This window comes from Paenibacillus sp. EKM301P, from assembly GCF_011800295.1.
GTDB classification, from domain to species: Bacteria; Bacillota; Bacilli; order Paenibacillales; family Paenibacillaceae; genus Paenibacillus; species Paenibacillus polymyxa.
Map to the genome: position 1 here is coordinate 229,536 of NZ_JAALFM010000001.1, position 23,023 is coordinate 252,558.

Annotated in this window: 33 protein-coding genes and 1 pseudogene; 3 read left to right on the forward strand and 31 right to left on the reverse strand. The window is 49.8% G+C overall.

Going from position 1 to position 23,023, the window contains the following annotated elements; genetic code table 11:
• Positions 1 to 81: 81 nt before the first annotated feature.
• The gene (locus HFD99_RS01120; protein WP_044785227.1) at positions 82 to 831 is read right to left on the reverse strand and encodes a class I SAM-dependent methyltransferase; all 750 of its coding nucleotides are present in this window, start codon (positions 829 to 831) and stop codon (positions 82 to 84) included.
• 460 nt (positions 832 to 1,291) lie between these two features.
• Positions 1,292 to 1,477, reverse strand: a pseudogene (locus tag HFD99_RS01125) (sporulation initiation factor Spo0A C-terminal domain-containing protein); the annotation flags it as partial.
• 121 nt (positions 1,478 to 1,598) lie between these two features.
• Between HFD99_RS01125 and HFD99_RS01130 the strand changes: the two are divergent.
• A complete protein-coding gene (locus tag HFD99_RS01130) occupies positions 1,599 to 2,630 on the forward strand; it encodes a tyrosine-type recombinase/integrase (RefSeq protein WP_167440716.1) in 1,032 nt (343 codons plus the stop codon).
• Positions 2,631 to 2,739: 109 nt separating this feature from the next.
• Positions 2,740 to 3,138 carry a hypothetical protein gene (locus tag HFD99_RS01135; protein ID WP_167440717.1) on the forward strand — a complete coding sequence of 133 codons (399 nt, stop codon included), beginning with the start codon at positions 2,740 to 2,742 and terminating at the stop codon, positions 3,136 to 3,138.
• 68 nt (positions 3,139 to 3,206) lie between these two features.
• Here the strand turns inward: HFD99_RS01135 and HFD99_RS01140 are convergent, their stop codons facing one another.
• The 29 genes from HFD99_RS01140 to HFD99_RS01265 form a co-directional block, all read right to left on the reverse strand.
• Positions 3,207 to 3,797: a DUF4352 domain-containing protein gene (locus HFD99_RS01140; RefSeq protein ID WP_167440718.1), complete on the reverse strand. Its 591-nt coding sequence runs from the start codon at positions 3,795 to 3,797 to the stop codon at positions 3,207 to 3,209.
• A 292-nt stretch (positions 3,798 to 4,089) separates the two neighbouring features.
• Positions 4,090 to 4,158 (reverse strand): putative holin-like toxin, encoded by a 69-nt coding sequence (locus tag HFD99_RS26035; RefSeq protein ID WP_225164908.1) that lies wholly within the window; start codon positions 4,156 to 4,158, stop codon positions 4,090 to 4,092.
• A 100-nt stretch (positions 4,159 to 4,258) separates the two neighbouring features.
• The gene (locus tag HFD99_RS01145) at positions 4,259 to 4,453 is read right to left on the reverse strand and encodes a hypothetical protein (protein WP_167440719.1); all 195 of its coding nucleotides are present in this window, start codon (positions 4,451 to 4,453) and stop codon (positions 4,259 to 4,261) included.
• A gap of 1 nt (position 4,454) precedes the next feature.
• Positions 4,455 to 5,222 (reverse strand): M15 family metallopeptidase, encoded by a 768-nt coding sequence (locus tag HFD99_RS01150; RefSeq protein ID WP_167440720.1) that lies wholly within the window; start codon positions 5,220 to 5,222, stop codon positions 4,455 to 4,457.
• Positions 5,223 to 5,226: 4 nt separating this feature from the next.
• A complete protein-coding gene (locus tag HFD99_RS01155; RefSeq protein ID WP_167440721.1) occupies positions 5,227 to 5,535 on the reverse strand; it encodes a BhlA/UviB family holin-like peptide in 309 nt (102 codons plus the stop codon).
• A 3-nt stretch (positions 5,536 to 5,538) separates the two neighbouring features.
• Entirely contained in the window at positions 5,539 to 5,673 is a 135-nt protein-coding gene (locus tag HFD99_RS25865) for a hypothetical protein (protein WP_263639566.1), read from the reverse strand.
• A gap of 12 nt (positions 5,674 to 5,685) precedes the next feature.
• Positions 5,686 to 6,069: a hypothetical protein gene (locus HFD99_RS01160; RefSeq protein ID WP_167440722.1), complete on the reverse strand. Its 384-nt coding sequence runs from the start codon at positions 6,067 to 6,069 to the stop codon at positions 5,686 to 5,688.
• A gap of 22 nt (positions 6,070 to 6,091) precedes the next feature.
• Positions 6,092 to 7,426, reverse strand: coding sequence for a pyocin knob domain-containing protein (locus HFD99_RS01165; protein WP_167440723.1), 1,335 nt, complete (start codon positions 7,424 to 7,426; stop codon positions 6,092 to 6,094).
• Between the two features lie 2 nt (positions 7,427 to 7,428).
• A complete protein-coding gene (locus HFD99_RS01170; RefSeq protein WP_167440724.1) occupies positions 7,429 to 8,001 on the reverse strand; it encodes a putative phage tail protein in 573 nt (190 codons plus the stop codon).
• Positions 7,998 to 9,074, reverse strand: a complete 1,077-nt coding sequence (locus HFD99_RS01175) for a baseplate J/gp47 family protein (protein WP_167440725.1) — start codon at positions 9,072 to 9,074, stop codon at positions 7,998 to 8,000. The genes HFD99_RS01170 and HFD99_RS01175 overlap by 4 nt, the downstream gene beginning before the upstream one ends.
• Entirely contained in the window at positions 9,075 to 9,500 is a 426-nt protein-coding gene (locus tag HFD99_RS01180) for a DUF2634 domain-containing protein (protein WP_167440726.1), read from the reverse strand.
• A complete protein-coding gene (locus tag HFD99_RS01185; protein WP_167440727.1) occupies positions 9,490 to 9,954 on the reverse strand; it encodes a DUF2577 domain-containing protein in 465 nt (154 codons plus the stop codon). Before HFD99_RS01185 ends, HFD99_RS01180 begins: the two co-directional genes overlap by 11 nt.
• Positions 9,951 to 11,081, reverse strand: a complete 1,131-nt coding sequence (locus tag HFD99_RS01190; protein ID WP_185157159.1) for an XkdQ/YqbQ family protein — start codon at positions 11,079 to 11,081, stop codon at positions 9,951 to 9,953. The genes HFD99_RS01185 and HFD99_RS01190 overlap by 4 nt, the downstream gene beginning before the upstream one ends.
• Positions 11,081 to 11,497 carry a LysM peptidoglycan-binding domain-containing protein gene (locus HFD99_RS01195; protein ID WP_238797201.1) on the reverse strand — a complete coding sequence of 139 codons (417 nt, stop codon included), beginning with the start codon at positions 11,495 to 11,497 and terminating at the stop codon, positions 11,081 to 11,083. Before HFD99_RS01195 ends, HFD99_RS01190 begins: the two co-directional genes overlap by 1 nt.
• 269 nt (positions 11,498 to 11,766) lie before the next feature.
• Positions 11,767 to 13,773, reverse strand: coding sequence for a phage tail tape measure protein (locus HFD99_RS01200; protein ID WP_167440728.1), 2,007 nt, complete (start codon positions 13,771 to 13,773; stop codon positions 11,767 to 11,769).
• Between the two features lie 63 nt (positions 13,774 to 13,836).
• Positions 13,837 to 13,971 carry a hypothetical protein gene (locus tag HFD99_RS25870; RefSeq protein ID WP_263639567.1) on the reverse strand — a complete coding sequence of 45 codons (135 nt, stop codon included), beginning with the start codon at positions 13,969 to 13,971 and terminating at the stop codon, positions 13,837 to 13,839.
• A 26-nt stretch (positions 13,972 to 13,997) separates the two neighbouring features.
• On the reverse strand, positions 13,998 to 14,372 hold the full coding sequence (locus HFD99_RS01205) for a phage tail assembly chaperone (RefSeq protein ID WP_167440729.1): 375 nt from the start codon (positions 14,370 to 14,372) through the stop codon (positions 13,998 to 14,000).
• Positions 14,373 to 14,429: 57 nt separating this feature from the next.
• Complete coding sequence (locus HFD99_RS01210; RefSeq protein ID WP_167440730.1) at positions 14,430 to 14,870, reverse strand: phage tail tube protein; 441 nt, start codon at positions 14,868 to 14,870, stop codon at positions 14,430 to 14,432.
• A gap of 15 nt (positions 14,871 to 14,885) precedes the next feature.
• A complete protein-coding gene (locus HFD99_RS01215) occupies positions 14,886 to 15,932 on the reverse strand; it encodes a phage tail sheath subtilisin-like domain-containing protein (protein WP_167440731.1) in 1,047 nt (348 codons plus the stop codon).
• A 46-nt stretch (positions 15,933 to 15,978) separates the two neighbouring features.
• Positions 15,979 to 16,407, reverse strand: coding sequence for a hypothetical protein (locus HFD99_RS01220; protein ID WP_167440732.1), 429 nt, complete (start codon positions 16,405 to 16,407; stop codon positions 15,979 to 15,981).
• Between the two features lies 1 nt (position 16,408).
• Entirely contained in the window at positions 16,409 to 16,882 is a 474-nt protein-coding gene (locus HFD99_RS01225; RefSeq protein WP_167440733.1) for an HK97 gp10 family phage protein, read from the reverse strand.
• Positions 16,883 to 17,185 (reverse strand): hypothetical protein, encoded by a 303-nt coding sequence (locus HFD99_RS01230; protein ID WP_167440734.1) that lies wholly within the window; start codon positions 17,183 to 17,185, stop codon positions 16,883 to 16,885. It abuts the gene before it with no gap.
• Between the two features lie 16 nt (positions 17,186 to 17,201).
• On the reverse strand, positions 17,202 to 17,600 hold the full coding sequence (locus HFD99_RS01235; RefSeq protein ID WP_167440735.1) for a hypothetical protein: 399 nt from the start codon (positions 17,598 to 17,600) through the stop codon (positions 17,202 to 17,204).
• Between the two features lie 14 nt (positions 17,601 to 17,614).
• Positions 17,615 to 17,824, reverse strand: a complete 210-nt coding sequence (locus tag HFD99_RS01240; RefSeq protein WP_167440736.1) for a hypothetical protein — start codon at positions 17,822 to 17,824, stop codon at positions 17,615 to 17,617.
• Positions 17,824 to 18,264: a hypothetical protein gene (locus HFD99_RS01245; protein ID WP_167440737.1), complete on the reverse strand. Its 441-nt coding sequence runs from the start codon at positions 18,262 to 18,264 to the stop codon at positions 17,824 to 17,826. The genes HFD99_RS01240 and HFD99_RS01245 overlap by 1 nt, the downstream gene beginning before the upstream one ends.
• Before the next feature lie 49 nt (positions 18,265 to 18,313).
• On the reverse strand, positions 18,314 to 19,432 hold the full coding sequence (locus tag HFD99_RS01250) for an SU10 major capsid protein (RefSeq protein ID WP_167440738.1): 1,119 nt from the start codon (positions 19,430 to 19,432) through the stop codon (positions 18,314 to 18,316).
• A 57-nt stretch (positions 19,433 to 19,489) separates the two neighbouring features.
• Positions 19,490 to 20,074, reverse strand: coding sequence for a phage scaffolding protein (locus HFD99_RS01255; RefSeq protein WP_225164774.1), 585 nt, complete (start codon positions 20,072 to 20,074; stop codon positions 19,490 to 19,492).
• 165 nt (positions 20,075 to 20,239) lie between these two features.
• Positions 20,240 to 20,938 (reverse strand): phage minor capsid protein, encoded by a 699-nt coding sequence (locus tag HFD99_RS01260; RefSeq protein ID WP_225164775.1) that lies wholly within the window; start codon positions 20,936 to 20,938, stop codon positions 20,240 to 20,242.
• A gap of 116 nt (positions 20,939 to 21,054) precedes the next feature.
• Positions 21,055 to 22,647, reverse strand: coding sequence for a phage portal protein (locus HFD99_RS01265; RefSeq protein WP_225164776.1), 1,593 nt, complete (start codon positions 22,645 to 22,647; stop codon positions 21,055 to 21,057).
• A gap of 54 nt (positions 22,648 to 22,701) precedes the next feature.
• On the opposite strand from HFD99_RS01265, the gene HFD99_RS01270 reads away from it, so the two are divergent.
• On the forward strand, positions 22,702 to 23,022 hold the full coding sequence (locus HFD99_RS01270) for a hypothetical protein (RefSeq protein ID WP_167440741.1): 321 nt from the start codon (positions 22,702 to 22,704) through the stop codon (positions 23,020 to 23,022).
• Position 23,023 lies beyond the last annotated feature (1 nt).

Genomic DNA, 23,023 nt, shown 5'->3' on the forward strand with positions numbered 1-23,023 from the left:
TTATTTTTCAACCATCTAATTCATCTGTTGAAGCATTGCAAGCAAAAAAGAGATACCCCAAAGCGGGTATCCCTTTATGTTTTACTTCCTAGCCACAATCATAAATCGCTCTGCATTTGTCCTAATTCCTTTTGGAGTTTGGTTGTCCAGAATGAATTGTTGGAGTATTTCAAAATCATTTTGTTTTTGTCCAAAGTCAGGAATAATGGGAGTGTGTTTTAAAAGGAAAACTAAGTCTGCAGGAGTCTGATAATATTCGGTTGCATTAAATTCGAATGACTGAATGTCGTTAAAGCCCGCTTCATTTAGTTCTGTAATACATTGAGTTTTCAACGAATCTTTCTTATTACCCAATGCCTGCCCTCTTCCAAACGCTTCTTTAATGTTTAATTTGTCATTTTCGCTTACTTGCTGTGTTAAAAATATACCACCCTTAACTAACACCTTAACTATTTCTTTTGCACAGAAGCACGAATGTCGAGAAGAGACTACATTAAAGAATTCCCTGGGAAAATTCAGATTTTCAGCATCCATCTGTAGAAAACGAACATTCGCTATATCAGATTTGATAGAGTTCTTTGTTGCCGTTTCAATCATTCCAGTAGATTGGTCAATCCCGACTAAAAGTAATGCAGAATTCGCCATTGCTAAAATAGCTTCCCCACCACCCGTGCCGATATCAAGCAATATGTCCGACTTCTCACACGTCTTTGATACTTCATTGTAGAAGTCCCATTTTACTCCTTCAGAGATATATTTCACATTACTGAAATCCCATCCGTTGGTTTTTCCAACCTTATCATAAAACTCTTTATATTCAATTGATTTCATTTTTATCCACCTTCAAATAAGATAATAAACTACAGAATGGCAAACCGAATTTATTCAAAATTTTAGTTTTGTAGTCAACAGGGTAGACTTCCCCCTTAACAGCTGGCACGCGTTTTTTTCCAGCCCGGAAACTAAATACTTCGAACAATATGGAAAGACATCCGATTCACCTCATTTGAAAGTTTGCTTTAATTATATTTCTAATCAGGCATACCAATCAAGAATGATTCGTCGCTAAACTTCTTTGCCCCCTTCTCCTATATGGAGTAGCGTATATCCACTAGAATTAAAGCCCTCCTTAGTGTTAGAGACTTAGTTTAAGGGTAGCAGACAGCAGTACAGGTAGAGGCAAATAGATTGTTAGGTTAAAATTCAAAATTGTTCGTAAAAAAATACCGCTTATTTATCGGTCATGGATGAACCAATAAATAAGCGGTATCCATTAATCATCCTGATCCTTTCAGGACACCTTATTCTCAATCCGCAATTTGTCTGCGACCATCGCTATAAATTCTGAGTTCGTTGGTTTGGACTTGCTGATATTAATAGTGTAGCCGAACAGGTGAGAGATGCTGTCGATATTTCCACGGGTCCACGCTACCTCGATAGCATGGCGAATGGCGCGTTCTACGCGAGATGCCGTCGTTGGTTTATACGGGCAACGTGACGCAAAATTATCCGTGAACCTTTATCGCTATTGCAATAAACTGCGCACCTATTTATCGGAACTTTTTGCGAAATTTCATCGCTAAAGGAGACGGTATAAAATGACCGCGAAAACACCGAAATTTGCATTTGTAACAAAACGCACTCCTTCCGTTAGTATTCCGCTAGAGAAACATATAGCGGAATATCTCGAAACTAAGCGCATAGCTAAACGTTCACCCAAGACAATACTCACCTACGCACAAAGCCTCGATCAATTTCGTAAATGGCACGATGAGCACGGAAAGCCCGATATAACGACGGACTTATTACGCGAGTATATAGCGTATCTGTCTTTCGAAAAGGTACGTTGGGACGACCATCCGACAAGCCCTAACGGTGAGATAGGTCTATCACCTCGTACCGTCAATAATATAATTCGGAACATGCGGGTATTTTTTAATTACCTAGTTCGCGAGCGTATTATCAAAGAGTCTCCGATGAACGCTGTTGACTATCAGACCGAGGAAAAGGAAACGTTTGAGACATTCGTCGACACAGATGTCATCAAGCTCCTAGGCGCGCCCAATCGGCGTGTTTATACAGGTCTTCGTGATTACTGCTTGATGCTTGTGCTCTGCGATTGCGGCTTTCGGGTAAGTGAATTGACAAGCCTAAAAGTTTCGGACGTCGATTTTAAATTACGCCAGATAACCGTTCGCGCAGAGTTCTCAAAGACAAAAACAACTCGCGTTGCGCCCATTTCACAAAAGACAACCAAGGAACTTGAAAATTTAGTTTCCTTTATAAATGTAGAGCAGGACGATTATCTGTGGCTAACGCAATTTGGGGAGCGTTATTTCGGAGGCTCCTTCGCCAAGATGCTTAAGCTATATGCCAAGCGAGCCGGAGTTGACGGCCCTCGCGTATCACCACACACATTTCGTCATTATTTCGCTATTAAGTTCCTGCGTGAAGGAGGCGACCTGGTCGCTCTGTCTCGGATACTTGGTCACACGTCATTGAACGTGACGCAAATATATCTAAAGTACGCTAGTAAAGATCTACACGATCAACACGATAAAGCGAGCCCTGTAGCAAGCTTGCTCGACGCAGGAAACGAGAAAAAACGCGGCAAATTGAAGTTCCGTTAACACTTGCGCCTACCGGCGGAAATATTGCTGGTAGGTTTTTCCTAGGGACTAAAACGGCAACTTTTCGAGTATAATAAGAACACACGTTCTTAACACGGAGGCTCGCAACATGACTACGCAGATAACCGCAGAGGACCACGCACTCGTCCGTACATACTTATTATTACCGATGGTACTTACCGCATTTGAACGCGACAAACGTATACTTTCCGAGTCAGCCGGATTACGCACGCCCGGTCCCTACGTAGAGGTCGTCGAGCGCGCGATGAACGCAGTGAGCGCGGAACTAAAGGACATACGCGCCACTATGCGCAAACGCGGCGTTAAAGTATACGAAGAAACGCGGGATTCCGTCCAGGTAGTTGCGCTATATCAATGCCGAGGCTATCACGGACGCTTTATGATGCTCAACTCGTTCGTGGCGGCAGAAGCCGGGTTATTGATGCGAAAATATCTCGGACTGGATACTCGTAAAGTAAACGCCGCTAGAAATACGCTGCGGCCTTGAACGTACATAGAGTGTATAACGAAGAAAAAGCGCCTGCCTCCGAAGAGACAAGCGCTTAGTTTATTTAATCACTTAATTAGATTTATGGTTACTTTATCCGCATATTGTGTATCAAACATGTTATCTCTGGCATCTAAACTGAAACCTACTGCGTTAATAGGGACTTCAAATGCAACCTGTGCTTTTCGACTAAGCCCTGGGTTTAAGCTATCGAAAGCAAACTGTTCCTTTAAGTACGAATTAGCATCACTACTTGAGTCATATTTACGACCGTTAGAATCGTATAGAGTGAAGTAGTTGCTATCTATGTTAACGGGTTTATTTCCTATATTACGAACCTTTACAGAGACAACTACAAACTTACCTTCCGTCGTTATATCTCCTACGGAGCCTTTTTCGGAGATTCCTGTTGCAGTAAACTCGTAATTTCCAAGTTTTACTTTGTCCCCGATCACAGGACCTTTAGGTTTTGGTGTCACACTTTCGCTCTTATTTTCAGGCACCGTAGCCTTTGGTGCGTCTGCTAAAACTACGGAACTACCTGTACTGGTACTTGCAGGCAACGGTTCTGGACTATCAGACGTCAGCTTTCCACTAACCGCAAGTATTACGACTAGCGCAATTACCGCGCCAATAACGCCGTATATCTTGTCCTTCACATCTTCCCCTCCGCTCTTTCGTATATCCACATAATACCATCGGACTAGGCCACTGTCACTACAGTTACATGAAAAAATAACAATAAACTCCCTGTTACATAAATTTTTTCATCTCAATCTAGACAAAATAATATTACGTATTGTTTATAGTCAATGCTTAGTGTATAATAAAATAAAAATGTAACGCATTACAAAAAGAAAAAGCCGCTAATATCGCAAGACATAGCGCGGCCCTGTTTAGGTATTACTTATGGATAATAGCCGTTGTCTTTGACGGGATGGTCGGCTATTTTTAGCGTCTTATTACAGTGATGAGAGCAGCAAACATTATCATGAGTGACAATGTTTCATAGACAGTCATAGGCGGTCACCTCCCCTCAGAGAGGACCGCTTTTTGCTATGCCTTGCTGTCTAAGTATACTATATCTCCTAACTCACGTAAATGAGTCCGCTAAAGTCCGTTACTTCGCATCTTCCGCCTTCTGCTCCGCTTTAAACGTTGAGTACACGCCAGTCCCGATCAACGCGTACGACACGATATCTACTCCGATTTGCCACGTTCCGAAGTCCGGTGCTACTCCGTACTTTTCGAGAATTTGATACGCGAGACCGACGGCCGCTGCGATGAATAACGGATTAGTTAAACGTTGTTTCATGTTACGCTGCACCTCCCTTCGCGCCAAATACGCCAGCCCTGTCGAGTATCGTTACCAACCGGTAGAAATCGTAAGAGCCGCCATTCGCGGTATCTAAGACCCCCGCCGCCTTCGCGTTAATACACGCCTGCTCCGCCCACGCCGGCACCTTCGCAAGCTTATTCGTAGATTCCAGCGCAACTACACGATCCTGCAACGCTTTGAAAGCGATCTTCTCCTCCGTTGTCATCTCGTCATCATCCTCCGATTTATTCGTTTGAAGTGCGTTAATCTTACCCATCGCTGTATTAAGTTGCGCTTGGCTCGGACGCTTGCCTGCGCGGTAGTCTGCGGTTGATAACCCGAACGTCATCTCGAAATGCGGATAATCCTTAAATGAGCGCCAATCTCCGCCCCAATTCCAGCCGATCCGTTTTGCTTCCGCAACGACCTCGTCCCAATCCGCAATGCCATCCCCGTCGCCGTCACGTTTCATATCCCACGATACGTTTTTCCCGTCCGGCAATAGTAGCGCAAAGTCGATCGCAACGCCGAAGTTGTGGTACGAATAACCTCCGCGAGCATTCGTTACGATCTGACCCGGCTTGGTGCGGCCTTGTGTGTAAAGTCCGTTCTGCTCGTCGATGGTGCGGAGCCCTTGCGTGATAACAATCGGCACGCCGCACGCATAGGCAAAGTCGATAAGCAACTCGGCCGCTTTACGTTGGATGTCAGACAGACCCGCGATCCGATTCGCTGACTTTGCGCGTACTTGATCTAGCGTTAACATTTGGTCATCCCTCCCGTTTAATCGCCGACTTGATATCGTTGACGTCAATACGTAATGTCTCGTACTGGCCCGCGAGCGTTTCGAATTGCTGCGCAATGCCCTCCGCGAGTTTTAGCAAGCGGTCCTCTCGTTCGCGTGCTTCGGTATTGATGCGCAGTTCTCGCGCGGCTGCTTCGTCTTGGATACGGGACTCGCGATCTTTGCCGTCGTCTTGAATGCGCCGGGATTCACGTAGTTGATATAAAAAGAGCGCAACAAAAAGGACGGCGAAGATACCGTCCTTGAGTGCTGCGCTTATTAACGTTTGTTCCATGCGTTAGGCGGCCTCCTTTTGCGGAGTTGCTACGATGGCCTTGCGCTCATCTTCCGTTATAAATTTCGGCGTATACATGGTGAGGCGGGCTTCGCCCACTTTCCGCATCGTCCACATATTAAGCAAAAATGCGTACATAATATCGCTCCTTTATGCGTGAGTTGCTACGTCCATGAGCGTAAGTAGTGCGGCCTCCGTGCTATCCTGGCGAGCCTTGAGTTCGCTCAACTGGTCTGTCAACGGCGTTTGCGGTGTTGGTTCACCGCTGCCGTTGTCGTCAACATATACAAACTCCATCTTGCCCGTTTCCGGGTTGACGATATAGGACTTTGCACGTTGGAAGTCTTCGTAATATTGATGATATGTTAACTGCAATACCTCAACCTGCGCCGGATCGAATCCCTTGAATTGCGGATAAAATCCCATATCATCCTCTTTGGTCGTTTCACGCGCAAAGTCGCTTTCGATTTCCGGCGTGATGAAGATTACCTCGCCGCTTGCCTTTCTCCAATAAACCTTAGAACCTATTTTCATGATGATCTTCCTTTCGTTTTTTTTATTCGTATGCAAACCACTCGAAAGCTTCTATCACAGCTATAGAGCCGCCGCCTGCATAGTCGCGTATCTCAGTGCTGTTTATTGTTGCCGTAAAACCGCCGGGAGATTGAGAGATGCTATATATACTAACGCGATTTTGAAACCTACCGTAAAGAGTCACATCATTATCGTAAGGTATTCCAGCCATCGCAATACCTTCAATGTACAAATTGCCGTACGAATCTTTTAACCTTAACCGAATGAACACCCTTGTTGGCGAGAAGTTCATGGTATTAACGCCTACATTCATACTTGCGCCTGTAGTTGTGCTTGATGATGATGCCGACTGACCGTTGAATGTTCCTTTAGCAAATCGTTTTACAGGCAACCCCAATATAGCTGCCGCTAATTGAGCGCCCGTCATACTGCTATTAGCGTTGCCACCTTTTCCGTTGATGGCGGTGGCTACCTGACCTTTAGTATCAACGGATAATTGAAAAAGCGTGTCATAGTCATCGGTCGTCAATAGTCGTTTCCATCCTGCCCAACTACCGTTATTGTACCCTCCGCGCGTCCAGACTCTTGAATCTGAATGTTGGCGGTAAAGTTGGTTTAATCCTTGACCACTGTTGATTACTTCAAGTACGCCGTACGGGTACGCATTTCCTATAGTATTGTCGCGAGGAAAGTTGGCTACTCCTGTCCAATTGTCAGAAGCGACGATATAATACCCGGTCTGATTGTAGTTATTGAAGTCTCCTGATACTTGACCTCTGAAAACCATAGGTGATCTAACATCCCCTACGGGAGATAACGCCACTTCATTCCAACCAGTCCACGCTCCAGACTCATTTCGCCCACGGGTGTACATCTTAGCCGTAAGAACCGTTATAAATGTTTGTGTAATATACCCCGGCGTATCAGAATTTACCTGCAATATGCCGTAGTCGTCTGGAGCGTTCGGAAACTTGGATTTTTCTACAATTCTGTACACACCTATTTGAGTCAGAGTATCCAAGTTTGTTCCGTTGTTGACGTTTCTCAGGCGCATACCCGCAACCGCTAAATCGTATACAGTTTTAAGCGCATAAGGCGTTACCGCCTTAATTTGCGATGTGTCAGAAATAGCGTTTGACAACTGTACAATACCCTTTTGCGTTAGACTCGCGTCAACTGGGTCCTTTACGTTTAGTTGATCCGCAGGCACCTTTCCGTCCGCACCGAGTACCGCCAATCCTCCCGCAACCCCTACCCTCGCGTCCACCGCCTCGGCCAGCGCATTCATGTCGCGCGGTACGTCCGCAGTCATATTCGGTTCGATCAACGGAAGACTGAGTTTATCCGTATTTGCCATCGTTAAAACCTCCGGTTATATATGTCTTCGTACGTCTTACCTGTTGCCGCAATCTCACCGTACGTTTTTCCTGTATCAAGGAGTTCCGCGTACGTAAAGAACCGGAACACGTAGTCGATTGCGAGATGCGCCGGGATAATCTCCCGTAACGTTTCTTTTAGTAGGTTAATTTGCGCAGGCACGCCGAAAACGCCTACGAACGTAATCGTAAGCGTGTAACTAGCGATGTTCGGCGTCACGTCTACCTCTCCGTTCGCATACGCAGCCGCTACGTTCTCGATGAGCTCCGCGTTGACACGCCCGACGCCGCGGAGCTTACCGCGCAAGACTTCACGCCGCTGCTCGTAGGTTTTCGTTGGGTCCGTGGTGATTCCGAATATCTTCTCCCACCGTGTCAGCCCCCACGTTGCCGAGCCGATGTAAAACTGATCAAGCACGTCGTTAGCGGACGCACTTATTCGCGCCAGTTCTTCCGCTTCCTGGTCGATGATGTTGCCAGCGATACGGGATTCGTTATAGTAATCCGGAAGTGAATCACGCATAAACTGGCGCATTTGTTCCGCTGTCTTTGTCACGATATCGTCACCGTCCCAAGTACCGCGACCTGACCGTCAGCCACGATAATGTTGCCGGTTGTACCGTTAAGTGTAAGTGACGCGTAATCCCTGACTGGCGGAATATCGATAATCACGTTGCCGATCTGATTTATACGAACGATCGGGTCCGCGAAGGCTAACGTTTCGAGGTACTTACGCGCTCCCGCCTCGACTAGCGCTTTTACTTCGTCCAGCGTAGCACCCGGCGCCAAGTCCACGTCAGCTACGATATTAATTGGAACCTCTTCCGCTCCCACAACCGTAGCTACCGCGTCGAGCGGTGCCTGACCTTCGCCGCGTCCGTCCTGAGTCGGATCAATGTACGCTTGGGCTGCGGCTATGACTGCGGAATCGGGCGAGGTTTTGTCGTCACCGAGTAGTACGACCTTAACAGTGCCCGCGCCCTTCCATACCGGATAAACACGCGCATCTGTCACACCGGGTACCTCTCGCGCCCATTGTCGATAGTGATTCGCGTTACCCGACGTAACTGGCCGCCGCGCTCGTTCGTAGTAGCGATCACGAAATGCATCGTCCGTTTCTCTATCTACGCCGCCCTCAAAGTTAACTGCGTTCGTTACCGTTACGACTCCGACTAAATCGCCCACCATCGTATTAACTGCGCCAATACTTACGTTGCCGGATACGCCCGCCTCTTCTGCTGTAGCCGCGACCGTCGCACTTGTGCTTGCGATTGTTACGTCAGCCGTCGTTATAAAATAAACCGGAACCGCCGCGCCCGTCGATGTAACGGTTCCTGCGGGAATAACCGTCCCGTTAGGACCCTTAAACGTTAATGTACCTTTCGCTTTTACCGCTGCTTTGCGTGTCAGTCCGTAATCTGCTGCGCGACGGTCGAGATAGACGTCACTTGTGGTATCCGTAAAGCCCATCGTAAGTACTGTGTCCAATTCCGTGTAAAGTCCGGTCATTTCGATAGCGGCTGGTGAGAGTAAATCGTTCGTAACCGAGCCTTGCCGCTTGTCGATATCCTCCGGAGATGCGTCGAGCATTCGTTGTAGTATCGCGGCCTTCGTTTGATCCTCGTACATCTATAGCGTCACCTCCATCGGTATCGTCTCGTTATCTGTATCCACGTAAAAAGAGACGAACAAATCGCTCGCCTCCCTCGTAATTTCGAACCCATATACGTCGTCAATTCGGTCGTCGTAAATAAGTGCTTCGGTTATGACTCGAGGTATTTCCGTTTCAAGTAGCTCCATCGGAACGTCCTGCCCGATCAGGTCTTCGAGCTCACATCCGTAGTCCTCGTCGTAAATCGTAAAGTGAAAACGTGAGGTTAGTATCGCTTTTAGAATGAACTGGCGAATTGCCTCGCGTCCGTCGATAATTCCACCGACTACCCCGCTACCCAAATCTAGCGCATACGTCCGGCTCGGTTCTACGTCCGATTCGGTGACTACGTCTAAATCTTCGTCGAGATTGACGTCAACCTCCGGCAATGGACTAAGCGCCATCGGCCGCACCTCCTATTCGATCCAACACGATATAACGCTGACCTGCGCCAAACGACGCAACGGCCACGCGGTCGCCCGCCTTCAGCGTGTCGTGAAACGTAATCTCGAACTCGCCGGACGTGAATCCACCGAAATTAAACACGTCGCTGAACGCTTTCGAATTAACAGGCGCAGACGATTCGGTCTCCTTTGTTACCCGCGTGTAACGGTTGAGTTCGAGCGTAGTCGGGATCGTTGCTTTAACAGATATCTTCCGCGTATGTTCACGCAAATGCTCCGGAACAATTACGTCGTCTGCGTCGAGCTCGATCTTCATGTTATCGATCTGTACGCGGAGAGCTGGCGGAGGAGCGAGGATTGTAGCGTATTCGATATCGACTTCAACGTTGTGTCCGAGCTGCTTGATGACATCGCGGAACTGTGATACGCCGCCTCCGTCTATTCGTTCGATCATTTCTTCGCTCCTCCCCGTATCGATTCCATTTCAGAGACAACGTCTAAAACCTTCATCGGGCTGCCGCTACCGCTGTTATTTGCCTTTGAGGATTTTTTCTTCGCTTTCTTTTTCTTCTTCTTCGCTGCTTCTTTCTTCGGCTCTGATTCTTCGTACTCCAATTTCGGCAGGTCATCGGTTTTACTTAACGTAAGCGACATCGTGTGTATACCGTTTGTAAACGTATGAGTATCCGCATTTACGTAATAGCCGCCGACAATGTCCGTCATGCTCTCGAAGGCATAAACGGCAGTTCCCGCAACGACCTGCGTAATACCTAACGCATCTACCGACACGTCTTCGCCGACTTTGCCGAGTTCCTTCAGCTTTGCCTTCGCGAGCTGCTGGATTTGCGAGGCTGTTGCGTCACTGTCCGCAGACTCTACGTGCTGCATCATTCCATATTTTTTAATTAGCGCAGCATCCTTCGCGGTAGACGTTATCGGCTTTTCCTCCGTTCCACCCTGCGCCTTGACCGCTGTCCGCATCTCCTCAATAGACTGGCTACGCCGGGCCGACGTAATGTTAACGCCATCCTCCAGCATCCAGCGGACAACCTCGTCCTTTTTCTCACGGAGGAACAACTTACCTTCACGGCTATAAACGATGAATTTACGGTTATTTTGCTTACGTGTTTCCGTCAGTGCCGTCGTAATCATATCCCATAATGACATATCTCGGAGGATGAGCTTCGGAATAACGTAGCCCGTGTTTGCGACGGTACCAACTGGGATTCCGAACGATTTACACAACGAGGATACGATCGCGCCTGCGGTTTTACCTACGAACTTCTGCGTATCCACGTTTTTCGTAAGATACACGTTTTCATCGTACGCAGTAATCGTCGTGTCACCTTTATCATCGATGTCGTACGTAAAGATAACGCCGCGAAACAGTCCGACATCATCTACGTAAAAACGCAGTTCCTTTCCGAGCTCAAACGCGATCCGCTTATCGTCCGCATTTAACGTGTTGGAGTACGCGATAGTCAACGTACGGTGTGGCTGCGCGACGTCTCCGGACCATGTTGCGGATTTAACGAGCGGCTCAATCCAATATTTACCGTCGTAGAGCAGTTTAATTTCCATTACGGAATCACCAACTTTTGCCCCGGCTTGAGTACGTTAGGGTTCGGACCGATTGCGGACTTATTCTTTGCGTACAACTCCCGCCACCTGTCGCCGTCTCCGAGTACGTCCGCACGCTGTGCAATCTTCCACAGCGAGTCTCCCGCCTTGACCGTATAAGACTTCGCTTTGACCGTCGTATTCGGACGCTTCGCTGAGGAGGTAAGCTTCGGCATCACTTTTGACGCGGAGCCCGTAAGCTTCTTATCATCCGATTTCTTCGCAATCTCGATAAATACGTGTTCCTTTAGGGACAATGTATAGTAGATATCGCCCGGCTCGCCGCCTCGCTCCTCGTACTCAAAGGAGCGGATAGTAACCGCGAAATTGACGGATGTTCCTGTGATGATAAACCGGGCGGGCTTACCGCTACGCATCCAACGTTCAATTATCGCTACGTACTCACGCGGCTCCTTGAGATTCGAATACGAACAGTAGCCGGCGTTGTAGTCTCGCGGGAAAAACGATGAAAACGAGAACTCACGAAGGCGTTGGTTGCCGATTATCGTGTACTCGCCGAGATTCGATATCTCTACGTCCTCATACCCGTGGGTCATCGTTGTTTTGATACTCTCGGGATTAACCGGAAGCCACAGGACCTCTGCGCCGTTATTGTACTTGAGCCAAAACTGCAAATCATCGCCTCCTATCTCGCAAGTTGCATCGCCAGTTGACGGGCTAGTTTATCGATATCCGCATCCTCGCGTATCGTAGTACCGTACATATTAATTACGACACCGCCATGTCCGCCTTTGCCGCGTTGCTGATCACGCCACTCTGACGCTTCGTGTTTCGTAAGGACCGCCTCGTCTTTGTGGAGACGTGCAGGATAGCCGTTATAAGGCACGGTGTCGAGTCCGCTGGCGTGTCCGCTCCAACCACTGTTCCCGGTGGTTTCACGCCACCATTTACTAAAAGCCCCCCCTGACGGCTCCTGCATTACGGTAGGGCCTTTAATAATGGGCTCTCCAGCAGGTCTGTTCTGTGAGTCCTTACTAAATTGGACGAGTCGGTCTGCTTTATTTAGGCCGCTAATTTCTCCAAGGTTTTCACGTAGAAAATCCAGTGTCTTCATTACCCAAGGTGTCGCTATTATGGAAAGAGCGATAGGCAGTCCGATAGGTCCTGGTGCCTTTCCTGCAACAAACAGACCTAAAATAAATGCGAACTCAGGACTCGTAGCGATAGTATTCGCAAAGTTCTTCCCAATGGCAACCGCCGACTCCCTGCCGAACTGCGCAAACTTATCGGAAGCACCACCGCTCCACCAATCGGATAATGTCTTCTTCACGTCGTCGAATACGAACGCTATTTTACTCTTAATATCCGGAAGTTTGTTAAACTCCGGGTTGTTAATGAAATGCGTCTTTAAGTACGTTTTCGACGTATCGACTGCGCGCTGCATAGCCGCCGTAATTCGCGGAGTATACTTAACGACGAAGTCTGCGGCAGCTTGCGCGAGCTTCTTCAGGATCGGCATCGTCGGAAGTAACGCGGAAATCTGCAACGTTTCGATCGCGCCCTGGAACTGTTCGACCGCACCCGCTGCGTTATCCATCTTCTTGGTTGCTACTGACAGCGCCGTTACGTTCGCCATTTCCTGCTGAAACTTCTTAACGCCAGCCGCACCCTCTTTAAAGAGGATATTTCCCGCGCGAATCGCATCGGACCCGAATATCTGATGCAAGTAATATTGACGTTGTTCGTTCGTGAGCTTCCCGAATCGGTTCTTTAACAAGTCCGCTACTTGCGCTAGGTCCTTAATCTGGCCTTTATTATCGTAGAAAGCGGAATGCACGAGGTTACTCGCTGTTAAGAATTTCTTCGTTTCCTTCGCGGCCTTAGACGTGCCGACCTTCAGTCCCGTTTGCGCTGAAACGTACTTCTCGATGTCCTTCGTAACCGCCTGGACGGACGTGCCGGTCGACTTTATTCCCTTCTTGGACATAAACGCGAGTGCGTCAGTAGTATTTACGGTCAAGAGGTTGAAGTCTTCGAACATTCCGTAAGCCTTGTCCGTCATCGGTACGAGATTCGATAGCATCGTTTTCAGCGACGTACCTGCGTCTGAACCTTTCAATCCGTTATTAGCAAACAGACCCAGCGCTGTATTCGTATCTCTAAACGACATCCCTACGCCATCCGCAACGGAACCAACAGCAGCCAACGAGTAACGTAAATCGTGTACGTCTGTAGCCGACGCGTTGGCTGTTCCCGCCAAGATGTCCGCAGCTTGTGACGCAGTTAAGCCGTCTTTTTTAAACGAGTTAAGCGCGGTCGACATAATTTCCGCAGATTCCGCTAGGCCGAGTCCGCCCGCCGTCGCAAGGTTCAGCGCTGCGTTAAGACCGCCCGCTTGGACCTGCGCGGTGGACATGCCCGCTTTCAACAGTTCCTCGATCCCTTGCGCGGCTTCGAGCGCACTATATTTCGTTAATGCGCCTTGTTGGAGCGCGAGTTGTTGCATGGCCTTCGTCTGCTCGTCTGTCGCTCCGGTTAACGCCTGAATCGTAGACATCTGTGACTCGAAACTCATCGCTTTCTTTACGGAGTCAGCCGCGAACGCAATCCCCGTAGTCACTACGCCGAGACCCGTCGCCGCTGCTCCGAACTTGACCATTCCGCCCATCGCTCTACGGAGAGGACGAGACATGTCGTCAATCAGCCGCAAGTGTCCGATTAGGTCGAATGAAATCGTAATTACCTCCCTTCTGCGTTAGTTCTGCCGACCTTTCGCTTCCTTTTCGAGTTGCAGCATCATCGACGCGTAAATAAACATCCGGTGTCTTCGGTTTTTCGCATAAACTTCGTCGGGCGGAATCCCGTGGTGCTGGAAAATCTCATGCAGCATGTACGCCTCCGGATCGCCCGACTTAATTAGTTTTTTGCGTTTTGGATAAGCTCCGCGTCTCCCACGAAGCCGGACAGCGCCAATACCGCTTGAATCAATCGTGCCTGTTCGCCGGGGAGTAACGCTTTCTTCACGCAATCCGCTGCGTCGGACGCTTCGTAATGATCTTTAAGCGCCTTATCGTTAAAATCCGGATCGACTGCGCTCTTTACGATTAACAAGCGGTTAAGTAATGCGTCGTCTACAGAGCCGTCTTTGCCTGTGGTCGCCTGCGCGCGAGCCCGTTCGATCGCGTCCTCGTCGAGCGCCTTAATCGTGAAATGCGTCTTCAAACGCGGAATGTACACCTCTTCTTGCAAATCCGTCGTTGCTCCGAGTAACGCCTCAAGTCCTTTAGTCATCTATGCCAACCTCCGTTATTTTCATAATTAAAAAGAGGTCCCGAAGGACCCCGTATGTTAAGCCGCGCGAATTTTATCCATAACCTCATATCCGCTGAACAAGAACGTTAGCTCCTGTTCGACGATCGAACCGACCTCGTAGTGGATAATCGGAATCTTATCGAATGTGACGTTTTTAAGCCGCACACGATACGCACCGAACGATTCGGGGTCGTCCAATTTGACAACGAGTTCCGTAGTAAATGCTGGACTCTTGTCGTCCGTAACCTGCGCCATTTTTTCGATCCATTCGGACGTCACCATGTAGCTGCCGATTGAGCCAGAGCCTTTCAGCGACGTTACTTTATTGCCAGTCCAACGCGTACCGGCGAGCTTGACGTCCTCGAAGCCGATCTCGATATTCGCCTCGCAAGAATAAACGTTGGACATCCAGTTACCGTCCGCATCATTTACCGCACCATACGCGCCAGAAATGACGCGTGTAGCATCTAATACCATCTATTTTCACCGTCCTTAAACGTTTACTGTGATGAAGATACGTTCCATCGAATCGACTTCCACGTAGGAAATGACGAGGAACACCTGGTCGCCAACGGATGGGAAATTCGGATCGAGCCCGACCGAGGGTCCTGAGAGTACGCCCGATTTCTCGAGACGCTCCAGGTACGCCTTAATCGCAACCATCAACGTAGCCTGACCGTCAGCGTTGTTGTTGAGCTTGCCGATGTAGTTGTCCTCGGCGGTCTTCGTAATGTCCGTGCTGATCGCTTGCCGCGCCCGCATGTTGCGGACTTTTTTTCCCGACGTTACGAGCCCTTGCTTAACCTTGACTTTCGTACCGTCGTTAACGAAAACGAACGAACCTGCCGTAAGCGCTGCGTCAAACTCCGTCTTGGTCAAACGCCGAGTAACGTCATCCGCCGGTACTTGCGCGTAAGTAGTCGAGCGGTTAATCGCAGTTCCCGCAATCAAGCCGGCCACCCACGGAGAAAATGCGGATGAGTGGTACGTTTTGCTGCCGACGACTACGCCGCTAATCAGGTTAACGATGTAGTTATCCGCATTAAGTACGGACCGCGCGTTACCAAGCGCAGGATCGGCGTCCGTAGCGGCATCACCGCCGATTACGGAGATAAAGTGCTTGCCTTCCGTCCGATTGCGGATTGTCCACGTTTTGGTCAACGCTTGCTCGTCCGCGTTAAACTCTCCGTCGAATACGAAAACGTTGAAATCACGTGCGTCGTACGCGTCTCGCATGGCGATGTAGTCTTCCGGCGCGGGTGTCTTCGGCATCGTATAGACGAGTACGTTTTTAGCACCGCCCTGTAGCGCAAATAAGATCGACTGGATATTCGACGCTCCGAACAAATCAGATGCGGCTTTCTCCGTTTCGACCGTGTAAAACGTCTTAGCTGTCGCCTTTGCGCCGTAATTTAATAGCGGGATCGCGACTGTGCCGCGTGCGCCTCCGTTAATCTGCGCTGCGGCCGCTTCGACGTAGTTGAAATAAAGACCCGGTTGAATAGGTAACGCAGTAGGGTCCCATGAACCTCCGGCCATCTAAAAACCTCCTTTGGAAATAAAAAAGAGCGCCCAGTTGGACGCCCTACACGTAACGCGGATGTATGTGATTGATCTTGTCGTACTGTCGTTGCGGCTTCATTTCGCGAACTGTCGTTTGGAGCACGCCGACCGACGCGTATATCTTGTTCTCCGTCAGAACCGGCTGTGAAAAACCGAAGCCTTCGAATCGCATATGCACGTCAGGCAGTCCGCCCTCTGCGTAAATAGCCGTGCTCAGCTCGGACATGACCGGCATCGTCTCCTCCGGGTACTTCGCGAAATGGATGACGTGATAATCGCGGTCAATCCGATAATGCATTCCGGTTTCAAGCGTCCGGCCATCACGCAAAAAGCGGACAACAAAAAGCCCCGGCGTAGGTTGCTCCGGGACTGTCTGCTTCTCGTATGTTGCGGTAGGGTATTTCCGCTTTATGAACGCCTCTATCGCTTCAATCTCGCTAATCAGCGCCATGTTAAAGCCCCTTTCGCTTGATCGCGGCTTTGATTTCCGCCTCAATCTTACGTTGCCACTCGCGTTCGTTTTCCTCCGCGGGCTTATCCAAAAATCCCGGAACAGTGCCCGGCGTAGTTGGATTACGGAAGGAATCGCCGTGCTTTTTCGGATACACGTCGTTAAGATACGTAGCGTAATCGAATTTCCGCTTCCCCTTAACCTCGATTGCGGACGCACTAATTTCGCCGACCCACTTGTCGCCTTGTTTCGTAACGTCCGTTGAAATACTACGCCGCAACGTGCCGGTCTTCAGCGGAGCAATGTTCGTAGACTCCCGACGCCACTCGTCCATAACGTCCTGTATTCCGATCTTCGAACCGGAAGAAACCGCGTCCTCAAGTCGCGTACGATATCCCTTAAAGAACCGTCCAATAACGCGCTTAATAAACGGAGCTCCGCGTGTGGCGTCAAAATCAAGTCTGTTTACCGCCATCTATACGTTCACCTCCGTTATTAACGCCTTACCGGACAATCCCCGTTTAGGCTGGATCGCGATAGGCTTACGTTTAATCGTTACCCCGAGCTCATTCGTGTACGTGATCTCGTCGTCGTACGATATGTCCGCCAGCTTGTCGATTAATATCGTCATGCTAGATACCGTCTCGTCTCCGAACTGATTCGTAACCGTCTTCGTCTGCTCGGATACACGTGCAGATACCGTTACTTCCGCGCCAGGCGATGAGTGACCCCATCCGCTACCTTTCGCAGCCTTCGTTATCGTTATTGTTTGCCGCATGGATATGAGTGGCACGTCACATCACCGTCCATTTCGCGGACCGTTTCGATAGCTTCACGGCATTTTCCGCGCCGATGAGGTCGAGCGCTGTCTGCGGTATAAACTTGCGTAGGTCGTCGTAAGGCATCGTCGTACTTCCGTCCTTAAACGTAACGTTAAATACGCCAGTAAGCCCGAACGATGCGGTACCCTGGCGCTGAAGCCGCCCGGTATCGTTGTAAAGTATCGAAAGTACGTTCGCGAACTCGTAAGTCGCTGCGTCTGGAATGACGTATTTCGGATAAGCAATCGTGAGCGTTCGTCCTGCGACATTTAACATCCGTTGTTTTCTCGCAGCGTCGCTTGATTGCCAATCCTCTACGTCAAGACAGGACGCGTTAATGTACGCATCTGCCGCTAATATCGTAGTTGCCACGGTAACACCCCCGTTTATTCCTCGGAGGCTTCCGTCGTCTGCGCCTTCTTCGCGCGTGGCTTCTTCGGTTCCTCCGGTTCTTTCACGTCAATACGGCTAATCCACGTAGGCACTAACGCGTCCAAACGTGCAATCTCTCCGGCATCTTCGGTTACGTAAACGCCGCTTACGTCAAATTCGATACCATCGAGCGAGTACCGAGGACTTGCGTGATACTCCGCCATTATTTCGCCTCCAATGCCGCAATTCTAGCCGCAAGCTCTGCGAGGATACCCTGTACGTTTGTTGCGGTGCCTGGTGCGATTGCCGTAGCTGTTACGGCACTGGCCGCATGTGAGTGGTTGCCGGCCGCCGCGGTTGATGCGGTAGTACCGAGGGCTAGATTAGACGTGCCCGCCCCGATTGCCGTCCGAGCTGCAGCCGCATCTGCCGCGGTCATAACGGATTTACCTACTGTACTTGCGTCCGAGATTTGTCCCGCAGTATGCGTGTGCGTTGCTGGAGCAAAGGTCGACGGCTTTCCGGTAATATCCGCCCATGCTACGGACGATGGTCCGCCGCTGCCCCCGGATTGAATAGATTGGATGATATCGCCCAATCCGATGTCATGCGCGGCCGGGCTAGTTAGGTTTAGACGTTCTTTGTCGCGATCTGAAATCGCCATTTACGCGGTCACCTCCGTTAAAATTAAAGAGGAGCCGAAGCCCCTCCGATTAAGATACCGATGTGCTAATGTTATCCAGGATAGCGATCTTCTCGCCCGCATTCTTGACGGTTACACCGTACTCGCCACGGATCTGACGGGCCACAAAGTCAGCGCCGGCTACGGTAGCGTCCATGTCATGCAGCGCGCGTCCATTCAGAGCATCAATAGACAAGATATTACGGTCAAACAATGCGATCTTGTTTTTCGGAAAGTTCGGATCGACGATGACGGTTGCTACGGAACCGCCTACGATATCAGAAACGAACGTCTGAATCTTGTGGCCGGTCTCCGTATCTGTGCGTTCTGTTCTGATCGTATCTTTTGCGAACTTCGTGATTTGACGTGCGCCAGCAGTGTTAGTAAGGATAGTGTTTACTGAGCCGCCTCGCAGGTAGATTTGTTCAGACAGGTCATTCAGAAACTCTGGAGTAACCTCCTTGCCCTCAGCATTCTTTTTCGCTGCGCCTTTCTTATCAGCAAAGTAAAGCAAACCGCCAGTTGTGCGCGGCATGCCGGGAGCACCATCAATACGACGACCGTAAATCAACCAGTCATTCATCTCGCGTTGCATCTCTTTTAGTCGCAACTGTACTTGGTAGTTCAGCTCGTCCGTAACGTTGTATGTCCGTACGTTTTGCTGCGTACCGGATACTTGCGCATAACGTTCGATGATCTGCGTTACATTGTAATCAACATAGCGGTCGTGGCCTTCATCTACGCCAGGCAGTGCGCCTTCCAACTGCGGACGTGCTACGATTCTAATCTCGCCACCAGCGGTGATTGCCGCCGCATTCGTGCCGTCATAGCCACGGACAACAGTAATAACGTCACCAGCCAGAGCAGTTACGCGCATATATTCTTCGCCAGAAACTACGATTGCGTTGACGCGGAATTTGAGCCCGTCACCCTCGGCTACCGTGATCGATGTGGCGTCGGCTGCGGCAGCAGAAGCGGCAGTTGCGCGGTTAGAATTCAGGTTATCGGACATCCATTCGAACTTTGTCTGATACAGAGAATTAGATCCTAGCCCGATAAGGCCGAGCAGGTTCGGGGCATCATCGATAATTAGTGAAATACCCGCTTCAAGCTGGCGTACTTGGTCCTGAAAATCGTAAGTTCTCAACATGTATAAATTTCCTCCTTAAATTTAGGGAAAATAAAAAGCCTCGGATTTTCCGAAGCTTTAGCGTGTAAGTTTGTTAGATAATTCAATGACCTTTGCGAAGTCTCTAGCTCGTTTTGCCTCCGCGAGTTGTTGTTCAAGTGTGCGTGTTTCCTTATCGTAGGGGTTTCCACCGGAAGGACCTCCGATCGGCGACGGTTCTTTTTTCGGTTGCTCAACGAGGAACGGTTTATTTTCGATTAGCGCTTTTACTACGTCCTCAACGCCGTTGATACTTCCGTCATCTCCAACGGACGCAGAACTCAAGTCCGCTAAAACATACGCATCGTCGAGCGCATCAGGTCGAACGTTTAGTTCGCGAGCCATCGTACGAAATTCAGCCTTGATAAGACGTTGATTAGCGGCTGTTAGCGCTTTGTCACGCTCAACTCTCGCGTCTTCGGCGGCTTTCAGCGCTGCTGCCTTCTCGGCTTCGAGCCGTTCTGTAACGGTCATTTTCTCCTTCTCACGTTCTTCTTTCTCACGTTCGAAGTCAGACAGTTTCGTCTTCAACTCGTCGTAATCCGCATACTTCTTACGTTCACGAGCGATACGGTCCGCAATTACCTGGTCAAGCTCCTCCTGCGTAAAGGCCTTCACAGGCATCGGATCGGCTGGCGGAGTCGGCGTTGGGTCTGGATCACCCTCCGCGAACAGTTGTAGATTCAGCGGAAACTTAACGTTGATTGTTTTACTCATATGTCTCCCCGCGTTTAAGCGCCGCGTAGCGCATAGTATCCGTCAGTTTTAGGACGTATCGTAGGTCCGACATTATTTCGGATTTCGTATAGGCATCAAGACGTGTCGGCAACGTGGATGAAAAATCTCCCGCCGAGGTAGGTCGCCGTAATACGGGTAATCACCGGGGGCGTCCGGCGTAAGTTTTACAATCCGCCCCTCCCACTTACTGCAAGCGTCCTTTGCTCCGTGACTTGATATCTGCGCATAATAAACGCCGCGACCGAGCGCTTCGTTTATCGTAGCTTGGCGCTGTGTTTCCGCCATTTTTGTACGGACGAGCATATCGACATAGGCTTCCGGCTTCCAGCGGCGACCTTTTGCGTCAATAATCCCGGTGTCTACCGCGTCTCCGAGTATCTTACGCATCCGGTCGACCACGTCCCGCTGAAGCGTCGTGTTTCCGTTTATTCCTTGCGATAGGTTCGAGCGAAGCGACTCCGCAAGAGCCTGGCGGATAGCTGCCTTCGTTTTACGATCCATATTCGCGGTTACAGCAAGCACGTCTGCGTGAGTATCGAGGATCGCAGCCGCCAACATATCGCGATTAGCCCGATTCAGCTTCGCTTTTTCCGCAGCTTCAAGCAGCGTTTTAGCAGCACCAATATCAATTAGCGCGCGCTTCACGCCATCCTGCGCAGCTTTCGTGAGGTTGTCCTTTACCCATTCCTTTGACTCTGCGTTCAGTTTCGCTAGAGCCTCGGAAGCTTCTTTTGCGGCTGCGTCCGCCATCTTGTGGTTAGCTCCTCGCGTAAATAAGCGACTGACGGCGGAACCGATAGCTGAACGAGCACGCCGAAAAGCCCCGAGTAGTTTAGACACGGGGCCATCGTAATTCGGATCGTCCATTAGGCGTCACCGCCAGTTTCAGCGTTAAATATCGAAGCGTCGACAGTGCCGGAAACGCGCTGTTCATCGGCGTCAATCCTGCGGACAAGTTCGGCTGCCTGTGCGTCATCAACCCCGTCGAGGTCTTTAATTGCGTCAGTAACCGACCACGTAGGCTTACCGCCAGTGCGCAGGCTAGCGACCTCTGCCGCTTCCTTCTCGTCACGCGGAATACCGTCACGCCAAGTAATCGTAGGGTACGTCGCTTCGTACGCTGTGAAGTCGTCGACGCCGTCGTTGGCGTGGTTCTCCAGTTTCATCGCCTTCCACAACGCATTACGTAGACCTCGGTCAACGTGCGCTCTAATGCGTTTTACCTTGGACAAGATCGGCATAAATCGAGCTTTAATCGCGCCAGCATCCGTATGCGACGTTCCTGTTCCGCCCTTATCTGAAGCGAGCGTCGTACCAAACAGCCATTGCGGCGTCTCGCTTATTTGGTAAACGAGACCAAGAAGGATATCGAGCTCTTTAAATGCGCCTTCCAGTTGAGAATCCCATACCATGTAGCCGGGCGTTGCATCGTCCTTGGTCACGGGAATATAACGCCCACCACTACGTACCGTCGCGTCGTCGTCCTCCTGAAAATCGGGTCCGTACGCAGTTGGATCGCTGTGCTTCCAAAGGATATAGTCAATTTGGACGAGTCGATCGTTGACCGCGGCCAGTACGCTCTCTAGCTTTTCCGTACCGCTCTCCCCGCGCCAATCTGCGTCCGTTGTCTTGTACGGAATGTGCTCGACGAGCAGTTCCGGCATCCCGGTCGGTACAACGTCCTGCTCCCGTCCGGTCGGAACTTGCTCACCGATGTTATACGTTGGAATAGGCGCCCCCCATCGGTCATCCACGCCTCGCTCCGTAAGTTCATATCTTTCGTACACGATATAGCCCGGTATATGGCGCTCCACGTTTAGATACGGCGTCTCTGTAGTCGGGATTCCGGATAAGAACGACATAATCCGGCTGCTATTTTCGATTTCCCACTCTACCCATGCGATATTCATCGCCTTAAACCGTTTTTTAGAGCCGCGCGAGAGCTCCGGAAATACAATCGAAGCGTCTACGGGTTCAATAATCGGCTCCAGCGGTGCGTCTGGCGCATCTAAACCGAGTTGAAGCGTCTCAGATACATCCGCACGTTGGCCGTAATACGTCTTTAGAAACGAGTCGCCCCGAAAGCCTGCTCCGATTACAATCTCGTGGATCATCTGCGTTAGGTCGTTCTCTTCAACGATACGACTTAGCGCTGTTTGTTCGGGGGATTCCGGATCGTGTCCGGTCTCAAACGTAGGAGCCTCGCCGACCATCAAATCCGCGGGCTTCGTTAGCAGCACGTCCATAAGATTAACCGCAATAAATAACGTTTTGAGCTGCGGCGCAAACGGCGTATCTTTTAGGAGTCCGGAGGCGCGATCGTATATCTCAACGTGGCGCCCTTGATAGATGGCCCGGCCGCGTTCATACTTTGCCAAGCGAGGAATCTCATAAACCGGCGGGTATTGAGCTCCGGTATAAAATAGTTTCGTTTCTCTTGCATCATAAAACTCCGTCACAAAGCTCCTCCTTTCGTGGTATAATTTCCCTATAATATAGAGGAGGGATAATTTTTGAGCTTCTTTGATAGACTGGACAGCAAAATAGAAGAAATTGAAAATGACCAAGACAGAAAACAAGCGATTGAAGACAGGAAACACCTTTTAGGTGAAATAAGAAGTGCTTTTCAAGAATTGCGAGAGGAGGCTGCAAACCAAAACGCAGATTTTAGCGTCACACCACCAGCTTTAGGTACCGATACCACTTGGTTCGTACAGTATCAAGGTCGCTCCTTTGTCGTATTCACTGATGAGGTTATGCACAACCTTAAAGAGAACCAAGGCACTGAGGTTAAATCAGCTATCGAGAATATAATTATTTCAAAAATAAATTAAG